Source organism: Streptomyces sp. NPDC029836, assembly GCF_055574495.1.
The window spans coordinates 944,696-958,102 of the sequence record NZ_JBVHZI010000002.1 but is presented as its reverse complement, the minus strand read 5'-3'; the positions used below and the strand labels follow the sequence as shown (position 1 = coordinate 958,102).

Here is a 13,407-nt window from a genome sequence, read left to right as displayed (position 1 = left end):
GGCGGCCAGGGCGGGCGGCACCGACCGCCGGCGGTCAGAGGGTGCCCGTGCGGGCCAGGCGGGCGTACCAGCGGGCGCTGGAACGGGGGGTGCGGGTCTGGGTCTCGTAGTCGACGTGGACGATGCCGAACCGCTTGCTGTAGCCGTAGGACCATTCGAAGTTGTCCATCAGCGACCACAGGAAGTACCCGCCGACGGGCGCGCCGTCGCCGATCGCCCGGTGGATCGCCGACAGGTGCTCCCGCAAGTAGCCGATGCGCCGGGGGTCGTGCAGGTCCGGCGCGTACGCGGCCCCGTTCTCGGTGACCATCAGGGGCAGGCCCGGGACCTCGGCGCTGAACCGCATCAGCAGGTCGTAGAGGCCCGTCGGGTCGATCGACCAGTCCATGTCGGTTCGTTCGCCCGGCGGTTGGTGGAAGGCGACGCCGTCCGCCGCGGGCCAGGGGGAGTGGCCGGTGGCACCGTGGCCGTCGGCGCGGGGGCCGTCGGAGGAGGCCGAGACCACCGCCGGGGTGTAGTAGTTCACGCCGAGGAAGCCGAGTGGCTGGTGGATGAGGGCCTCGTCCCCAGGCCGGACGAAGGACCAGTCCGTCAGCGCCGCAGTGTCCGAGAGGAGGTCTTCGGGGTAGGCGCCGTGCAGCAGGGGACCGGTGAAGATCCGGTTCGCGAGGGCGTCGATGCGGCGCTGGGCGTCCAGGTCACCGGCCGAGTCGGTCAGCGGCCGTACCGCGCTCGGGTTGAGCGCGATGCCCGTCCGGACGTGCGAGGGCAGGGCCGCGGCCGCCATCCCGTGGGCCAGGTTCAGATGGTGGGCGGCCCGCAGGGCGTCGGCCGGATCGGTACGGCCCGGGGCGTGAACCCCGGAGGCGTAGCCGAGGAACGCGCTGCACCAGGGCTCGTTGAGCGTGGTCCAGAGCCCGACCCGGTCGGCGAGGACGTCGGCGACGGTCCGCGCGTACCCGGCGAAGGCGTGGGCCGTCTCCCGGGCCGGCCAACCGCCCGCCTCCTCCAGGTGCTGCGGCAGGTCCCAGTGGTACAGGGTCACGCAGGGCTCGATGTCATGCGCGAGGAGTTCGTCCACGAGCGCGTCGTAGAAGCCGATCCCGCCGGCCAGGACGCGGGGCCAGGACACCGAGAACCGGTAGGAGCCCAGACCGAGTTCCGCCATCAACCGGACGTCCTCCCGCCACAGCCGGTGGTGGTCGACGGCCACGTCACCCGTGTCACCGCCGTGCACCTTGCCCGGCGTACGACAGAAGGTGTCCCAGATCGACGGCCCGCGCAGCCCGGCCGCGCCCTCGATCTGGAAGGCGGCCGTGGCCGCTCCCCAGAGGAACCCCTTCGGGAATCGCATGTCCCCCACGCCGTTCATCCCTTCACCGCTCCCTGCATGATGCCGCCCACGATCTGGCGGCCGAAGACGACGAACACCAGCAGCAGCGGGAGCGTGCCCAGCAGCGCACCCGCCATGATCACGGACTGGTCGGGGACGTAGCCCCGGCCCAGCCCCGTCAGGGCCACCTGCACCGTCGGGCTGCCGTTCTGGGTCAGCGCGACGATCGGCCAGAAGAAGTCGTTCCACGTCATGACGAAGGTCAGCATCCCGAGGACCGCCATCGCCGGCCGGGCCACCGGGAACACCACGTGCCACACCACCCGCAACGAGTTCGCCCCGTCGGTGCGGGCCGCCTCCACCAGCTCCATCGGCAACGCCTGCGCCAGGTACTGCCGCATGAAGAACACCCCGAAGGCGCACACCAGCGCCGGCAGGATCACCGCCTGCAGCCGGTCCGTCCAGGAGAGTTCGGCGACCAACATGTACAGCGGGACCACGCTCAGCTGCGGCGGGATCAGCATCGTCCCGACCACCAGCGACAACAGGACCCGGTGCCCGCGGAACCGCAGCCGGGCGAAGGCGAACCCCGCCATCGTCGACAGCACGACGGTCACGGCCGCGACCGTACCGGCGACGACGACCGTGTTCAGCAGGGCGGCGCCCATGTTGGCGTCGGTCCAGGCGACCCGCAGGTTGCGCCCCAGGTTCCCGCCGAACCAGAACGGCGGCGGGGTCTGCGCCAGCCGCGTACTGCTGCGCGAGGCCGCGATCGCCGTCCACACCAGCGGGAACAGCGATCCGACCGTGAACAGGGCGAGCACGGCGTACGTCAGCCGGCCCGCGCGCAGTGACCTCATCGCTTCGCCCCCCGTCCCCGCAGCAGCCGGGCGGCCCCCGCGACCAGCAGCAGCATCAGGAACATCGCCCAGGCGATCGCCGAGGCCCGCCCCAGGTGCAGGTTCACCCACCCCTGCTCGTACAGGTACAGCCCCAGCGTCTGGAACTGGTGGTCCGAGCCGCCCGTCGCGCCCGCTCCCGCGTTGAACAGCAGCGGCTCGCCGAACAGTTGGGTCGCCCCGATCGTGGAGACCACACAGGTGAAGAAGATCGTCGGGCGCAGGGAGGGCACCGTCACGTGGACGAACTGTTGCCACCGCGAGGCCCCGTCCAGGGCGGCCGACTCGTACAGCTCCCCGGGGATGGCCTGCATCGCCGCCAGGTAGATCAGCGCGTTGTAGCCGGTCCAGCGCCACACCACGATCGCGGACACCGCCAACTGGGAGGCCAGCGGCCCGTTCTGCCAGTCGACCGCCCCGATCCCGACGCTGGAAAGGGCCCAGTTGACCATTCCGTAGTCCCGGCCGAAGAGCAGCACGAACACCAGCGTGGCCGCGGCCACGGAGGTCGCGTACGGAGTGAGGACCACCACCCGGAAGAACGCCGAGCCGCGCATCCGGTAGTTGAGGAGGTGGGCGAGCCCCAGCGCGATCGCCAGCTGCGGCACCGTCGACAGCAGCCCGATGGTGACGGTGTTGCGCAGCGCGTTCCAGAAGAAGGCGTCGTCCCACAGCCGGGTGAAGTTCCGCAGCCCCACCCAGGTCATGGCGTCCGGGTCGGTCAGCTCGACCTGGTGCAGCGCCGCCCAGCCCGTGTACAGCAGCGGGAACAGCCCGAAGGCGGCGAAGAAGAGGAAGAAGGGCGCCACGAAGGCGTACGGGCTCCAGCGCAGGTCCCACCGGTAGCGGCGCGAGCGCCACACCTGAGCCCGCCCGGACCCCCGGCCCCCGGCCCCGCCCTCCCCGCCCCGCACGCGGCGGGCGGGGGAGGCCGGGGCCGGGGCCGTGCCCGAAGCCGCGGTCGTGTCGGTCACCGGGACCTCACCGGTCCAGGGCGTTGTCGATGGCCTTCACCGCGGCGTCCCAGCCCTCCTGCGCGCTGCGGCCCTTCTGGTCGACCTGCAGCATCCCGATGTCCGCCAGGTTCTGGGCGATCACCAGGTCCTTCGGGCCGATCACCGTGACCGGTACCCCCTCGGCCGCCCGCGCGAAGATCTCCCCGATGGGCGCGCCCCCGAAGTACGCGTGCCGGGCGCCCGCCACCCCCGGCAGCCCGTACGAGGCGCTCGCGCTCGGGAAACTGCCGCGCTTCTCGAACAGCTTGGCCTGCTGGGCGGGAGCCGTCAGCCAGGCGGCCAGCTTCGCCGCCTCCTCGGTGTGCTTGCCGGCCTTCGGCACCACCAGGAACGACCCGCCCCAGTTGCTGGGCTTGGGCGCCCGGGCCACGTCCCACTTGTCCTTGCCCGCCGGGCCCGCCTTGTCCTGGATGTAGCCGAGCATCCAGGCCGGGCAGGAGATCGTCGCGAAGGTGCCGTTGGCGAAGCCCTGGTCCCAGGTCGGGGTGAACTGCTGGAGCTTGGCGCTCAGCCCGTCGCCGGCGAAGGAGGCGGCGAGGTCGAAGGCCCCGCGCACCGCCGGATTGGTCTTGTAGGCGACCTCGCCCCGTTCGTCGTAGAACCGCTGGGCGCTGCTCGCGGTGATGGCGGCCATCACGCCCGACGCCGAGTCGACGAACGCCTTGCCGTCCCCGGCCTTCGCCTTGTAGGCGCGGCCCGTCTCCAGGTACTTGTTCCAGTCGCCGTCCCACAGCGCGCCGACCGCCTCCCGGTCGGTGGGCAGTCCGGCCGCCGCGAAGAGGTCCTTGCGGTAGCAGATGCCCTGCGGGCCTATGTCGGTGCCGAGTCCGACGGTCGCCCCGCCCTTCGTCGTGCCCTGCGCCCACTTCCACGGCAGGTACGCGGCCTTGTCGACCCCCGCCACCTTGCCCAGGTCGAGCAGCTTGTCGGCCTGGGTCGCGGTGATCTCCGCGATGTTGTTGACCTCGACGGCCTGGACGTCGGCGAGGCCGCTGCCGCTGCCCAGGTGGGTCAGGAGCTGCGGGTAGTAGTTCTCGTTCCGCTCGATGGAGGTCTGCTCGATCCGGATCCCCGGATTCTGCGCCATGTACTCGTCGTAGAGGCCGGCCTCCTGGAGGCCGAAGGCCCCGAAGACGCCGACGGTCAGGGTCGTGCGCCCCGAGCCGCCCGACGGGGAGCCCGATTTCGGGCCCTCGTCCGGGTCCTGTGCGCAGCCGGCGAGCAGCAGAGCGGTCGCGGCGAGCGCGCCGGCCGCGGTGAGGAGATTTCTTCGGGCTCGCATCTGGGTCCTCCCTGAAGGACGGAACGTGCCGGGTGTCGTGTGACACAGTGTGGGAGCGCTCCCACAGTCGTCAAGAGGTAGATTCACAACCGGGAGGAAGCCATGAACGGGCACGGGCGCAGTGGAGGACGGCCGACCTTGGAAGAGGTAGCGGTCCGGGCCGGGGTCGGGCGGGGCACCGTCTCCCGGGTGATCAACGGATCGGCCAAGGTCAGCGACCGTACGCGGGAGGTCGTCGAGGCCGCCGTCGCCGAGTTGGGGTACGTGCCGAACCGGGCGGCCCGCGCGCTCGCCGCCAACCGCACCGACGCCATCGCCCTGGTGATCCCCGAGCCGGAGGCCCGCTTCTTCTCGGAGCCCTACTTCTCCGACGTGGTGCGCGGCGTCGGCGCCACCCTCGCCGAGACCGACGTACAGCTGGTGCTCACCCTCGCCGGCAGCGACCGCGAGCGCCGCCGGCTGGCCCAGTACCTCTCGGGGCACCGGGTCGACGGGGTGCTGCTGGCCTCGGTGCACGCCGGGGACCCGCTGCCGGAGCTGCTGACCGAGCTGGGCATCCCGGCGGTGATCAGCGGCCGGCGGTCGGCCGCCGAGACCCTGCCGAGCGTGGACTCCGACAACCTGGCGGGCGCCGCCGGCGCGGTGCGCCACCTCCTCGACCGGGGCCGCCGCACGATCGCCACCATCACCGGCCCGCTCGACGTGTACGGGGCCCAGTGCCGCCTCGACGGCTACCGGCAGGCCCTGACCGTCGCCGGGCACCCCGTCGACGAGCTGCTGATCGCGGTCGGGGACTTCACCGAGGACGCCGGCCGCCGGGCCATGCGCGAGTTGCTGGAGCGGCGGCCCGCCCTGGACGCCGTCTTCGCCGCCTCGGACGTGATGGCGGCGGGCGCCCTGCGCGAGCTCCGCGCGGCCGGCCGCCGGGTCCCGGGCGACGTCGCGCTGGTCGGCTTCGACGACTCGGTCGTGGCCCGCCACATGGACCCGCCGCTGACCAGCGTGCGCCAGCCGATCGAGGAGATGGGCCGGACCATGGCCCGGGTGCTGCTGGAACGCATAGCGGGCCTGCGGGACGGCGCGGTCGAGGAGCCGGGGGAGCGGGCGCTGATCCTGCCGACCGAGCTGGTCGTGCGGGAGTCCACGTAACACCACGGCACGGCCGTACGGACGGGCCGGCGGCCACCGGCCCCGCCGGCCGCCGGACATGCGAAAGGCCCCGGTCCGCTTCCGCGAACCGGGGCCTTCCCGCAGGGTGAGTGACGGGACTTGAACCCGCGGCCACCTGGACCACAACCAGGTGCTCTACCAACTGAGCTACACCCACCATGTCCGGTCGCAGAACGACCGGCCGAAGAAAAGCGTACAGGGTCCGGGAGGGTGCTCGCTCCCCCCTTTGCCCGCGCCCGTCTCCGGAGGTACTACGCGCCCGGCACGACGTGCTTGGCGGCGATGCTCTTGGCCGTGTCCGAGTCCGGTCCGGGTTGCGGCACGAAGACCGCCTCGCGGTAGTACCGCAGCTCGGCGATGGACTCCTTGATGTCCGCGAGCGCCCGGTGGTTGCCGTTCTTCGGCGGGCTGTTGAAGTAGGCCCGCGGGTACCAGCGGCGCGCCAGCTCCTTGACCGAGGACACGTCCACGATCCGGTAGTGCAGGTAGCTCTCCAGCGCGCCCATGTCGCGCAGCAGGAACCCGCGGTCGGTGCCGACGGAGTTGCCGCACAGGGGCGCCTTGCGGGGCTCCTTCACGTGTTCCCGCACGTACGCCAGGACCTGGGCCTCGGCGTCGGCGAGGGTGGTGCCGGCGGCCAGCTCGTCGAGCAGCCCGGAGGAGGTGTGCATCTCGCGCACCACGTCCGGCATGGTTTCCAGGGCCGCGTCCGGCGGGCGGATCACGATGTCCACGCCTTCGCCGAGCACGTTGAGCTCCGAGTCGGTGACCAGTGCGGCCACCTCGATAAGTGCGTCGTCCGTCAACGAGAGCCCGGTCATCTCGCAGTCGATCCACACCATGCGATCGTTCATGCGCCCCACCTTATGCCGAAGGTCCCCCACAACGGTGCTCGGCCGGTGCGGGGGACCTTCGTCGGATGCGGTTCCCGGGGGACGCTACGCGTGCTCGCGCAGCACCCGGCCGGGCGCGTACAGCTCCGTCACGCTCGGACCGGACGCGGCCAGGGCCGCCGCCGCCCGCTGGGGCTGCGCGGTGCGCTGGTGCGGCACCGGTACGTCGGACAGCTGCGTCACCGGCGTCACGTCGACCTGCGGGCGGCGCGCCCGGTAGGCCGAGCGGTAGGCGGCCGGGGAGGACCCCAGCTGCCGCCGGAAGTGACCGCGCAGCGCGACGGGCGAACGGAACCCGCAGCGTCCGGCGACCTCGTCGACCGAGTAGTCGGAGGTCTCCAGCAGCCGCTGTGCCTGGAGCACCCGCTGGGTGATCAGCCACTGGAGCGGCGCGCTGCCGGTGAGCGAACGGAACCGCCGGTCGAAGGTGCGCCTGCTCATGTAGGCGCGGGCGGCCAGCGTCTCCACGTCGAACTGCTCGTGGAGGTGCTCCAGCGCCCAGGCGACGACCTCGGCCAGCGGGTCGGCGCCGATCTCCTCGGGCAACGACCGGTCGAGGTAGCGTTCCTGGCCACCCGTGCGCCGCGGCGGGACGACGAGCCTGCGGGCCAGGGCCCCGGCCGCCTCGCTGCCGTGATCGGTGCGCACGATGTGCAGGCACAGGTCGATTCCGGCCGCGGTGCCCGCGGACGTGAGCACGTCGCCGTCGTCGACGAACAGCTCGCGCGGATCGACGTGGACGGACGGGTACCGCTTGGCCAGCGTCGGCGCGTACATCCAGTGCGTCGTGGCGGGCCGGCCGTCCAGCAGTCCGGCGGCGGCGAGCACGAAGGCTCCCGTGCACAGACCGACGATCCGGGCCCCCTCCTCGTGCGCCAGACGTAGTGCGTCGAGCGCCTCGGGCGGCGGCGGTGAAGTGATGGAGCGCCAGGCCGGAACGACGACCGTGCCTGCCCGGGCGATCGCCTCCAACCCGTACGGCGCGGTCAGTTCGAGTCCGCCGGTGGTCCGCAGCGGACCGTCCTCCCCGGCGCACACGAGCAGTCGATAGCGTGGAACTCCCGCGTCCTGCCGGTCGATGCCGAACACGGAAAGTGGAATGGAACTCTCGAAGATCGGCCCGCCGCTGAACAGCAGCACCGCGACGATCTCCCTGCGGCGACGCCCCGCGAGTTTCCGCCCCGCGTCCGCGACGACGGCGGTGGAATCCTGGCTCATGGCGCTAAGCCCCCCTTGGGTGTCGCGACTCCTTGGTCTGGTCGCACCTGCACGTTTCCCCTCGGCCTTGCACGTGGATCCCCCGCCGTAAATACATGATCGAATCTACTGCGTCCCGTGGTGTCGGCGTGACAAGTTCAGCACGCAGCGCTATGTCGACTTGGCAACTTGGCGAAAAGCATTCGATCAGGAAGCGTTCCACTCCGCTACCCGGGTGGGAAGCGCCCCGTCCGGCCATGGCCAGTACCCGTAGGGTCGCGACGCCCGCGGGGCTCTGTAGTCGCTGGTGGTAGGGGGGTTGGGGGGACATTCCGGCAAGGGGGGCACCCGGTCGGGAAGTTGGCTGAAAACAACCGGGTGTGTACGTGCGAACCGGTCAGTCGTGAGGGGACAGCGGTCCGGAACCGTGGCAACCGCGGTGCGAGCCGCCCCCCGTACGCGAGTGCCGACCGCGGTGCCCGGACCCGAGCGGCTCCTCCGCGAGCACCCGGGCGGCGGCCCGCTCGGCCTTCTCGGAGTACCGCAACAGCACCCGGCAGGCGGCGGTGACGGCCGCCAACCCCAGGGTCGCGACGGCCGCCCCGCCGTAGGAGGTGCCGTAGACGACGAGGACGACGGGCACGAGCAGGCAGCTGAAGGCGGCCCAACGGACCACGTCACCGGCCGGGTCGTCATCATGAGGCGCCCTGGCGGATGGCACGGACGGGTGAAGCAGGGGATGCGCGGAGGAGGGGGACGGAGGGGCGGACGGGGTGGACTGCGTCGGCTGAGCTGGCTGGACGGGGTGAACCGGATGGCCGGGCACGGCGTACTCCCTGCGGGCTCTTCCTGGACGGTCGGACGCCTGTCCAACGCCCGCGACAGCGCTCGGTCACTGTGTGCGGGGGTGACTGAGAGGTCGTTCGTCACTGCCTGTAGGGGACAGCGGCCATTGCCAAGGCGCCGGACCTCCGTCATGCTCCCTGGGACGCTCTCCAAGGGTGGCATGCCCCGTGCCAGGACAGGAGTGTCGCCGTACCCTGGTGGGTAAGGGCCCGGGAAGATGCTTCCCGGACAGAACCCCGTCACACTGCGTCGCCGAAATCGTCCCTGTCGCTTCCCCCGAGGATCCTTCGCCGAGACATCCATGGCCGGTCACGAATTCTCCGAACCCGCGGACCGCAAGCGCAAACCCCTCGCCGACTCCGGTTCGGCCGACCTGCGCGCGGTGGAACAGACGCGCCACCCCTGCGACCCTGCCTTCCGGCACGGGGTGGTGGTGGGCTTCGACGGCTCCACGTCCAGTGAGCGGGCCCTCGCGTACGCCATCGGGATGGCCCGGCGATCCGGTTCCGGCCTGATCATCGTGCACGTGGCAAACCGGCTGCCGACCACGGTGTGGGCCGGCTGCGAGCCGCCCGTCTTCGTGGACGTGCCCGACCACCGCACCGAGGTGCTGGGGCTGGAACTGGCCTGCGCCGACTACCTGGCCGAGGTGCCGTGGATCCTGGTCGAGCGGGGCGGGGACATCTGCCACGAGCTGGAGGAGGTCGGCCGGGAGTACTCGGCGGACGCCATCGTGGTCGGCTCCACGCACGGGATCGTGGGCCGGATCTTCGGTTCCGTGGCGGGGCGGCTGGCGAAGCGGGCGCAGCGACCCGTTGTTGTCATTCCGTAACCCACCGTATGCCGATTGTGCGGTTGTGAACCCCCATGTAAAGGGTAGATAAATGCTGCTGGGACGCAGCAAACAACTGCAGATCGAAGGGAGCCCGCCGTGGACAATGGTGTCTCTGCGGGAAGCACGGCCTCGACCTCGACCCTGGGACACATCGCCCTGGGTCTCACCCTTCTCGCGTTCGGTATCGGCCACACCGGAATCATCGACGGTGTGTCCGCGGCCAACTCCGTGTCGCTCGCCACCTACGTCGGCGGTCTCGCCCTGTTCGTCCTCGGACTCCTGGAGTTCCGCGGCGGCAACGGCTTCAACGGCACGGCGTTCGCGGGCCTCGGCGCCTTCTGGTTCACCTGGGCCGCCGGAGCCGACGGAAAGGTTTCGGCGGATGCCGCCGGATCGTTCCTCGTCCTGTTCGCCCTGCTCGGCCTGACCCTCACCGTGGGGGCCGCGAGCGGGCTCTTCGGCCAGGGCGTGTACGGCCTCTTCACGCTCTCCCTGTTGCTGCTCGCGATAGGCGCCTTCGCCGACAGCGGCGTTCTCGCCAAGGCGGCGGGCTGGGTCGCGGCGGTCGCCGGACTGCTCTCCTGGTACGGGGCCACGGCGGTCCTGGCGCACTGGCCGATGGCGTTCGGCCGGTCCTCGCGCCGCGGCGCGGTCGCCGCGGGCTGAGGCGCGGTAGGGGAGCGGACGCGGAACGGCCCCCCGGGGGATCCCGGGGGGCCGTTCCCATGTGCGCGGTCCGGCTACTCGACGGTGACCGACTTCGCCAGGTTGCGCGGCTTGTCGATGTCCCGGCCGAGGGCCAGGGCGGTGTGGTACGCCAGCAGCTGGAGCGGGATGCCCATCAGGATGGGGTCCAGCTCGTCCTCGTTCTTGGGGACGAGGAGGGTGTGGTCGGCCTTCTCCTGCTCCCGGTGGGCGACCGCGAGGATGCGGCCGCTGCGGGCCTTGATCTCCTCCAGCGCGGCACGGTTCTTCTCCAGCAGGTCGTCGTCCGGGACGATCGCGACCGTCGGCATCGCCGGCTCGATGAGGGCGAGCGGGCCGTGCTTGAGCTCGGAGGCCGGGTAGGCCTCGGCGTGGATGTAGGAGATCTCCTTGAGCTTGAGGGAGGCCTCCAGTGCCACCGGGTAGCCGCGGACGCGACCGATGAACATCATCGACTTGGCCTCGGCGTATTCGGCGGCCAGCTTCTTGATGTCCTCTTCGCCGTCCAGGATCTCCTGGATCTGCGCGGGCAGCTTGCGCAGGCCCTCGATGATCCGCTTGCCGTCGGTGACGGAGAGGTCCCGGATCCGGCCGAGGTGCACGGCGAGCAGCGCGAACGCGACGACCGTGTTGGTGAAGCACTTCGTGGACACGACGCAGACCTCGGGGCCGGCGTGCACGTACACGCCGCCGTCGGCCTCGCGGGCGATGGCGGAACCGACCACGTTCACCACGCCGAGGACGCGGGCGCCCTTGCGCTTGAGCTCCTGGACGGCCGCGAGCACGTCGTACGTCTCACCGGACTGGGAGACGGCGATGTACAGGGTGTCGGGGTCCACGACCGGGTTGCGGTAGCGGAACTCGGAGGCCGGCTCGGCGTCGGCGGGGATCCGGGCCATGCTCTCGATGAGGCCGGCGCCGATGAGGCCCGCGTGGTACGAGGTGCCGCAGCCCAGGATCTTGACCCGGCGGATGCCGCGCGCCTCGCGCGGGTCCAGGTTCAGGCCTCCCAGGTGCACCGTGTTGAAGCGGTCGTCGATCCGGCCGCGCAGCACGCGGTCGACCGCGTCGGGCTGCTCGGAGATCTCCTTGTGCATGTAGGTGTCGTGGCCGCCCATGTCGTAGGAGGCGGCCTCCCACTCCACGGTCTCGGGCGTGGCGGTGGTCGTCGTACCGCTCGTGGTGTACGTCCGGAAGTCGTCGGCCTTCAGGGTGGCCATCTCGCCGTCGCCGAGGGTGACGACCTGGCGGGTGTGGGCGACCAGGGCGGCGACGTCGGAGGCGACGAACATCTCCTTCTCGCCGATGCCGAGGACGACCGGGGAGCCGTTGCGGGCGACCACGATGCGGTCGGCGAAGTCGGCGTGCATCACGGCGATGCCGTAGGTGCCGTCGACGACCTTGAGGGCCTCGCGGACCTTCTCCTCCAGCGTCTCGGCCTGCGAGCGGGCGATCAGGTGGACGAGGACCTCGGTGTCGGTCTCCGAGACGAAGACGACGCCCTCGGCCTCCAGCTTGGCGCGCAGCTCCGAGGCGTTGTCGACGATGCCGTTGTGGACGACCGCCACCTTGTTCTCGGCGTCCAGGTGCGGATGCGAGTTGATGTCGCTCGGCGCGCCGTGGGTGGCCCAACGGGTGTGCGCGATGCCCGTGGTGCCGGCGAAGCGCTTGGGGACGCGGGATTCCAGCTCACGGACGCGACCCTTGGCCTTGACGACCTTCAGGGCCGCCGACTTCGGGCTGTTGACGACGATGCCCGCCGAGTCGTAGCCGCGGTACTCCAGCCGCTGGAGACCCTCCAGCAGCAGCGGTGCCACGTCGCGCTTGCCGATGTAACCCACGATTCCGCACATACGGTATTGCCCCTCCTGAAGTTCGGTTGTCGTGCTCAGCCGTAGACGATGCGGCGCAACTGCCGGAGGGACAGCTCCGGGGGCGCCACGGCACGGTGCGGCAGTTCTGCCGCGATCCGCTCGAAGATCTCGGCGTTGACCGCGCCGGCGGACTGCAGTTCGCGGTGGCGGCGCCGGACGAACTCCTCGGTCGTCTCGTCGAAGTAGGCGAGTACGTCGAGCACCACCCGGGCGGCCTCACCGCGCTGCAGCGCGGTGCTGCGCACCAGGTGGTCGACGAGGTCGTCATGCGACGGGCGGCGGTCGAGCACTCGTAGATATTGACGGGCGAACGGGCGGAACGCAAAGATCCTGCCCGGAATCGGGCAGGATCTCGCTGGTCTGGACCAGAGGAATGGGTGATTCCGGCTCGGGTCGGTCAGAAGCGGCGCAAAATCGCCGCTTTCGCCAGGGTGAACTCCTCGGCGGTCAGGATGCCCGTCGTGTGCAGTTCGCCCAGCTCGCGCAGGCGGCGCAACAGGGAGTCCTGATCGTCGCCCGCCGGGGCCGGGGCCGGGGCCGGGGCCGGGGTTGGAGCCGAGGCCGGCGCCGGCGTCGCGGTCGGCGCGGGGAGGGCGGCCGGGCCGGGGGCGGCCGCCGCGGAGGTCGCCGCCGGGTGGGGCATCCGTACGGCGACCGCGGCCGCGGCCAGCGCCATCAGCGGGTCCTTCTTCAGCCCGAAGATCTCCACCGTGTACGGGTCGTACTTGCTGGGGCCGGCCGACGGGACGCCCGTCAGGCAGAAGCGCAGCCAGCCGTTCTCCAGTCCCCGCGCGGGCACCCACTCGACCGACCTGAGGTCCGCCGTGCGGAAGGTGCGCGGTCCGCCGGCGGTCTTGGCGTCCTCCGCCGTCCAGCTCCACTTCAAGGTGATCGTGTCCCCGTCGAAGGTCACCGTCCCGTCGCCCGCGCTCACCGAGATCGGTACCGCGGGGCCGGGCATCAGGTAGGCGTGCGCCGGTCCGGGGTCGACCTGCTCCAACAGCAGGGAGTTGCGGACCTCGTCGACGAAGTACTCCGCGACCCCGGTGCGGTCCGGCTCCACGGTCAGGCGGTACGGGTCCGAGCTCTCCGGCAGCGTTCCCCCGGTGACCTGGAGGAGCGGGTCCGCGCCGTCACGCAGCCGCAGGCGCAACCGGCCCGCCTTGCGGCCCGGTTCGTGGCTTATCCCCGCTATCGCGCGAAGGGGTACGGTCACCTCGCCGAGGTGTTGGCGCAGCAGGGACACCCCCTTGTCGCGGCCCGGCACGATGCGCACCGCGTCCCCGTCGAAGGTCCACGTACCGTCCTTCTGGATGATTTCCGCCATCCGGCGATTCTCCCATCGCCGGATGCCCGT

Annotated in this window: 13 protein-coding genes and 1 tRNA gene; 3 read left to right on the top strand and 11 right to left on the bottom strand. The window is 71.3% G+C overall.

Annotated elements, in window-relative coordinates; genetic code table 11:
* Window positions 1-34 precede the first annotated feature (34 nt).
* Genes ACZ4XJ_RS10085 through ACZ4XJ_RS10070 form a run of 4 tightly spaced genes read right to left on the bottom strand, consistent with a single transcriptional unit; the run spans window position 35 to window position 4,530 of the window.
* Window positions 35-1,372, bottom strand: coding sequence for a GH1 family beta-glucosidase (locus ACZ4XJ_RS10085; RefSeq protein ID WP_362879186.1), 1,338 nt, complete (start codon window positions 1,370-1,372; stop codon window positions 35-37).
* Window positions 1,369-2,193, bottom strand: coding sequence for a carbohydrate ABC transporter permease (locus ACZ4XJ_RS10080; RefSeq protein ID WP_362879184.1), 825 nt, complete (start codon window positions 2,191-2,193; stop codon window positions 1,369-1,371). Before ACZ4XJ_RS10080 ends, ACZ4XJ_RS10085 begins: the two co-directional genes overlap by 4 nt.
* Window positions 2,190-3,206 carry a carbohydrate ABC transporter permease gene (locus tag ACZ4XJ_RS10075; protein WP_468495847.1) on the bottom strand — a complete coding sequence of 339 codons (1,017 nt, stop codon included), beginning with the start codon at window positions 3,204-3,206 and terminating at the stop codon, window positions 2,190-2,192. The genes ACZ4XJ_RS10080 and ACZ4XJ_RS10075 overlap by 4 nt, the downstream gene beginning before the upstream one ends.
* A gap of 7 nt (window positions 3,207-3,213) precedes the next feature.
* A complete protein-coding gene (locus tag ACZ4XJ_RS10070; protein WP_468495846.1) occupies window positions 3,214-4,530 on the bottom strand; it encodes an ABC transporter substrate-binding protein in 1,317 nt (438 codons plus the stop codon).
* Window positions 4,531-4,632: 102 nt separating this feature from the next.
* Here ACZ4XJ_RS10070 and ACZ4XJ_RS10065 point away from each other — a divergent pair, with 102 nt between their 5' ends.
* Window positions 4,633-5,679 (top strand): LacI family DNA-binding transcriptional regulator, encoded by a 1,047-nt coding sequence (locus ACZ4XJ_RS10065; RefSeq protein WP_468495845.1) that lies wholly within the window; start codon window positions 4,633-4,635, stop codon window positions 5,677-5,679.
* A 105-nt stretch (window positions 5,680-5,784) separates the two neighbouring features.
* Here the strand turns inward: ACZ4XJ_RS10065 and ACZ4XJ_RS10060 are convergent.
* From ACZ4XJ_RS10060 to ACZ4XJ_RS10045, 4 genes are all read right to left on the bottom strand, one after another.
* Window positions 5,785-5,857: transfer RNA gene (locus ACZ4XJ_RS10060), tRNA-His, on the bottom strand.
* A gap of 94 nt (window positions 5,858-5,951) precedes the next feature.
* Window positions 5,952-6,554: an oligoribonuclease gene (orn, locus tag ACZ4XJ_RS10055; protein WP_362879180.1), complete on the bottom strand. Its 603-nt coding sequence runs from the start codon at window positions 6,552-6,554 to the stop codon at window positions 5,952-5,954.
* An 84-nt stretch (window positions 6,555-6,638) separates the two neighbouring features.
* Window positions 6,639-7,811 carry a helix-turn-helix domain-containing protein gene (locus tag ACZ4XJ_RS10050; RefSeq protein WP_362879179.1) on the bottom strand — a complete coding sequence of 391 codons (1,173 nt, stop codon included), beginning with the start codon at window positions 7,809-7,811 and terminating at the stop codon, window positions 6,639-6,641.
* Between the two features lie 376 nt (window positions 7,812-8,187).
* The gene (locus ACZ4XJ_RS10045; protein WP_468495844.1) at window positions 8,188-8,511 is read right to left on the bottom strand and encodes a hypothetical protein; all 324 of its coding nucleotides are present in this window, start codon (window positions 8,509-8,511) and stop codon (window positions 8,188-8,190) included.
* Between the two features lie 426 nt (window positions 8,512-8,937).
* Here ACZ4XJ_RS10045 and ACZ4XJ_RS10040 point away from each other — a divergent pair, with 426 nt between their 5' ends.
* On the top strand, window positions 8,938-9,468 hold the full coding sequence (locus ACZ4XJ_RS10040; protein ID WP_362879177.1) for a universal stress protein: 531 nt from the start codon (window positions 8,938-8,940) through the stop codon (window positions 9,466-9,468).
* A gap of 99 nt (window positions 9,469-9,567) precedes the next feature.
* A complete protein-coding gene (locus ACZ4XJ_RS10035; protein WP_362879175.1) occupies window positions 9,568-10,137 on the top strand; it encodes a GPR1/FUN34/YaaH family transporter in 570 nt (189 codons plus the stop codon).
* A 74-nt stretch (window positions 10,138-10,211) separates the two neighbouring features.
* On the opposite strand, the gene glmS is transcribed toward ACZ4XJ_RS10035, so the two are convergent.
* From glmS to ACZ4XJ_RS10020, 3 genes are all read right to left on the bottom strand, one after another.
* Complete coding sequence (gene glmS / locus ACZ4XJ_RS10030) at window positions 10,212-12,029, bottom strand: glutamine--fructose-6-phosphate transaminase (isomerizing) (protein ID WP_362879173.1); 1,818 nt, start codon at window positions 12,027-12,029, stop codon at window positions 10,212-10,214.
* Between the two features lie 35 nt (window positions 12,030-12,064).
* Window positions 12,065-12,340: a hypothetical protein gene (locus tag ACZ4XJ_RS10025; protein WP_362879172.1), complete on the bottom strand. Its 276-nt coding sequence runs from the start codon at window positions 12,338-12,340 to the stop codon at window positions 12,065-12,067.
* Window positions 12,341-12,447: 107 nt separating this feature from the next.
* Window positions 12,448-13,377, bottom strand: a complete 930-nt coding sequence (locus ACZ4XJ_RS10020; protein WP_468495843.1) for a DUF4429 domain-containing protein — start codon at window positions 13,375-13,377, stop codon at window positions 12,448-12,450.
* Between the last annotated feature and the right edge of the window lie 30 nt (window positions 13,378-13,407).